Annotated in this window: 4 protein-coding genes; all 4 read left to right on the top strand. The window is 30.6% G+C overall.

Annotation, left to right across the window (positions count from 1 at the left end):
* Positions 1-99: 99 nt before the first annotated feature.
* Positions 100-1,083 (top strand): polysaccharide deacetylase family protein, encoded by a 984-nt coding sequence (locus tag Q0370_RS11320; RefSeq protein ID WP_299575790.1) that lies wholly within the window; start codon positions 100-102, stop codon positions 1,081-1,083.
* A gap of 160 nt (positions 1,084-1,243) precedes the next feature.
* Positions 1,244-3,001, top strand: coding sequence for an ABC transporter ATP-binding protein (locus Q0370_RS11315; protein WP_299575788.1), 1,758 nt, complete (start codon positions 1,244-1,246; stop codon positions 2,999-3,001).
* A 71-nt stretch (positions 3,002-3,072) separates the two neighbouring features.
* On the top strand, positions 3,073-3,681 hold the full coding sequence (locus Q0370_RS11310; RefSeq protein ID WP_299575786.1) for a hypothetical protein: 609 nt from the start codon (positions 3,073-3,075) through the stop codon (positions 3,679-3,681).
* Positions 3,682-3,775: 94 nt separating this feature from the next.
* The coding region (locus Q0370_RS11305) for an RnfABCDGE type electron transport complex subunit D (protein ID WP_299575784.1) at positions 3,776-4,341 on the top strand (566 nt) is incomplete at its 3' end.

Here is a 4,341-nt window from a genome sequence, read left to right as displayed (position 1 = left end):
AAGGATGGAAAAATGATATATTTATTTTTAATAATAATTCTACTATTTTTTATATTTGTCATTTATAACAAAACTAGAAAAAATTTTGTTTTATGTCTTATGTATCATAGTGTTGACAATGAAAAAGGAAAAGGTGGAATTTTTGTAGATGAATTTGAAGAACATATAAAATGGATAAAAGATAAAAAAACTTTTAAAATGGAGGAACTAAAAGGATTAAATTATACATTGCCACAAAATTCAATATTAATAACTTTTGATGATGGTTATAAAAATAATTACACTTTAGCTTTTCCAATTTTGAAAAAGTATAATATGAAAGCTACAATATTTTTGAATACAAAATTTATTGAAAAAGATGAAGCGTATTTAAACTGGGATGAAATAAGAGAAATGTATGAAAGCGGACTGGTTGATTTTCAGCTTCACACACATTCTCATCAGTTAACAGTAAAGGATATTGAAGTGCTTGCTTTTTATGATAATGAAAGTTCGCCATATTTTAAAAGAGAAAGCTATAATTTATTTTTTGAAGGAAATTATGACGAAAAAAAAGATATGGAAAAATTAAATGGACTTCCAGTATTTAAATTAAGAAGTAAAATTTCAATTCCTGGATACAGACCAAAGAAGGATTTTGTACAAAAATATCGAAATATTGCACAACTTCAGGAAAATAATAAATCTGAAAACGAAAAAAAGGAATTTTTGAATAAATTGTTTAAAGAAAAGCAAAATGAATTTTTTGACAAAATTAGTGAAGAAGAGTTTAGAAAAATTGTGGAATTTGAAATTCTTGAAAATAAAAAAATTATTGAAGAAAATCTTGGAAAAACTCCAGATTGCCTTGCATATCCTTGGGGCCACCGATACAAGGGGAACCGGGAGGATATAAGAAAATTGGGAGTTGATGTATTTATTACTACAAGAAAAGGTGTAAATCCATTAAAACTTAATAAAAACTGGATTTATCGTGTAAGTGGAGACGATTTTGAGAGTTTTGACGAATTTAAAAATGAACTGACTGATGGAAGTAGTCCATATTATAGAAAATTGAGAAATATTTTTGTCAAAAAACGTTAATCAGATATTTTACAAAAAGTAATTTAAAATTTATTTGAGCCTAAAAAAGATTGAGCGAGTTAAAAAAAATAATATTTTTGAAAAAATAATCTACAAATTTTTAGTTCGATTTTAAAATGGTTTCATATAAAAGCAAATAATGAAAGGCAAATTTAAATATATGAAAAAGATAGAACTCGATTTTGGAGTAATTAAAAAATTAAAAAAATATATAAAAAGATATTATATATTAATCATACTGAATCTTTTACTTGCAACAATATCATCTCTTGTTTCTTCAGCTCCAATAGCTTTAATAAAAAGGCTGTTTGATAAAGGTATTGCAGGAAAAAGTGAAAAGGATATTTTGTATGCGGCAGGAGCAATGATAATGCTTGCGGCAGTTGGAGCAGTACTTATGTATTGGAATACAATTCTTTCAACTGTAATTTCATCTTCTATCTATAAGGACATAGTTACTGATATTTATAACAAGATACAGACTTTAGATATGGAATATTTTTCAAGCAAAAAAATAGGGGATATGATGACGCGTGTTATGACAGACCCTAGCAATATAAATTCAATTATATTAGAGATTTTTGATATGATTTCTGAAATAATAAAAGTAGTCTTTTTTTTAGGAATAGCATTTTATATAGATTTTGATTTAACTTTAGGAGTCATGGTTGTTACTCCAATCCTTGTAATTACAGTAAGAAGATATGCAAAAAGGCTAAAGCGTTCAGGAAGGCAGCGGCAAGAGGCATTAGATGGACTAAATTCCAAGTTGCAGGAAACATTGTCGGGGATTAGGATTATAAGGGCATTTGCTACAGAAGAGTATGAAATAAATAATTTTAAGAAAAAAAATAATAGTTTAAAGAAAATTGCTGTAAGATCTGCCAGATACAATGCGAAAGCTAATTCCATCATGGAAGCATTAAATTATATAATAATTGCACTTTTATTGATGTTTAGTGGATATCGTGTTTTGAGGGCAAAAAATTTTACGCCTGGAGACTTTATTACAATAATAGGTGCTATCTCATCAATGTACACACCTGCAAGACGCGCCATAACAAGATTTAATGCAATAAGCGTAAACTTATCTTCAATTACAAGAGTTTCTGAAATCTTAGAAGAAATGCCATCTATTGTAAATAAAGAAAACTGCATAAAATTTGAGAATTTTACAGATGGAATAAGTTTTGAAAATGTAGATTTTGAATATAAAGATAATCCTGAAAAAATATTAAAAAACATTAATTTAGATGTTAAAAAAGGTGAAACAGTTGCTTTTGTAGGGAATTCAGGTGGTGGAAAATCAACACTTGTAAATTTAATACCAAGATTTTTTGATGTATCGAATGGTTCATTAAAAATTGATGGAATTGATGTTAGAGATTATGAAATAAAGAGTTTACGTAAAGCAATAGGAATTGTACCACAGGAGACATTCCTTTTTTCTGGAACGATACTTAGTAACATAAAATATAGCCGTCAAGATGCTACTTTTGAGGAAGTTGTGGAAGCTGCTAAACAAGCTAACGCACATGAATTTATTGAAAATCTCTCTGAGGGATATGATACTGAAATTGGGGAACGTGGAGTAAAATTATCAGGTGGACAGAAACAAAGAATTGCAATTGCACGTGCAATCTTAGAAAATCCTCAAATATTAATTTTGGATGAAGCAACTTCAGCTCTTGATAATGAGTCTGAAAAGCTGGTTCAGGATGCGCTTGAAAAACTTATGGAAGGGAAAACAACATTTGTTATCGCTCATAGGTTGACAACAATCGAAAATAGTAATAAAATAGTAGTAATACAGAAAGGTGAAGTAAAAGAAATAGGAAGTCATAATGAATTATTAAGCAAAGATGGAATTTACAAAGCATTATATAATAAAAACTTTGATATTTCTAATAAAAATTAACAAAAAATTATTGTGATTCATTTATATAAATTATATTTTGTTTAAATAAATAAAAAGTTAGGAGAAGAGATATGAAGCAAATAAAAAGTGTCATTTTGTTCCTAATGTCAGTTGTATTAGTGGCATTTGGAAGCCAGGACTCAAAAAATCCAAAAAATATATTGAAACAGCTGGGAGATGAAACTAAAAAAGTCGGTGACAAAATAAAAGAAGTTAAAAAAGATGATAATACGGCAAAAAATAATGCCAAGAAGGATGATTCAAAACAGCAGCCTGCACAGCAGCAACCTGCCGCAGCAGTAAATACGGCACAGCCTCAACAGCCTGCACCAAACACTCCTCAACAGCAGGTCGTACCACAGCAGCCTGTAGCAGATGCTAATCCAAATGCACAAAATCCAAGCGCAGCAAATGAAAATGGACTTAATGGGAAAAAATCCAACAAAAGAAACAGAAGAAACAATAACGGCTTATCTAAAGCACCTAAGCATAGCCGTCTGAAAAACAGCGATCCGTCTACAGAAGCGGCTCCACAGGAAAAACCGTCAAAAGTTAAATCACAGGATTCATCTCCAAAATCAACTGGAGGAAGCAGCAGCGGATCTGGAAGCGGAAGCAGTGGCGGAAGCAGTTCAGGAGGTTCGTCATCAGGTGGCGGAGATTCAAGCTCGCCAGAATAGGACAGCTATACCAGAGGTTTGTCTAGCAACTTTTTGTATTTACTGGGGTTAAGGAAAAAATTAAATTATAAAAGAAAGGTAGTGAAATTTTAATATGTTTAGAAAGAAAAAGGAATTACAGGAAAATATAACCAAGGCAAATATAGATATTTTAGTGTCTCTGCTTCCTATGTTGTTTGTTGCATTCTTTATTTATGAAACAACACCACTTCTAGTAATTTTATCAGCAGTAGGAGCTTCAGAAGCGGTAGACATAATATTTTCATTAATAATACAGAAAAATAAAGGAACATTAAAGGATCTTTCGGGAATTACAATAGGAGCTTTGACAGGGCTTGTTCTTGCTCCATTTACTCCACTTTATGTAGCAGCATTTGCAGGAGGGACAGCGACATTATTTGGAAAAGCTGTATATAGAGGGACAGATAAAAAGATTTTTAATCCAGTAATATTAGGAAAATTATTCGTATTGACGTTTTTCCCAGCTATTTTAGCTCCAAATTCACAAGCGTGGACTAATTCAGAAGTGTTAAAAATTTCAGGGCAGAACATGACAGGATTAGCTTCATTTATTCTAGTAGATAGAGGGATTATTGGTGAACTTTCAATAGTTGCCATGGTTATAGGAGCAATATATCTAATCTTTAGAACAAAGATAAC

Source organism: uncultured Leptotrichia sp. (genome assembly GCF_938036635.1).
GTDB lineage: Bacteria > Fusobacteriota > Fusobacteriia > Fusobacteriales > Leptotrichiaceae > Leptotrichia > Leptotrichia hongkongensis.
This window is presented reverse-complemented; position numbering and strand designations above follow the sequence as displayed.

Excerpts from the sequence above, each read along its gene's own strand:
- Q0370_RS11320 (WP_299575790.1), top strand. The coding sequence starts at position 100 with ATGTATCATAGTGTTGACAATGAAAAAGGAAAAGGTGGAATTTTTGTA.
- Q0370_RS11315 (WP_299575788.1), top strand. The coding sequence starts at position 1,244 with ATGAAAAAGATAGAACTCGATTTTGGAGTAATTAAAAAATTAAAAAAA.
- Q0370_RS11310 (WP_299575786.1), top strand. The coding sequence starts at position 3,073 with ATGAAGCAAATAAAAAGTGTCATTTTGTTCCTAATGTCAGTTGTATTA.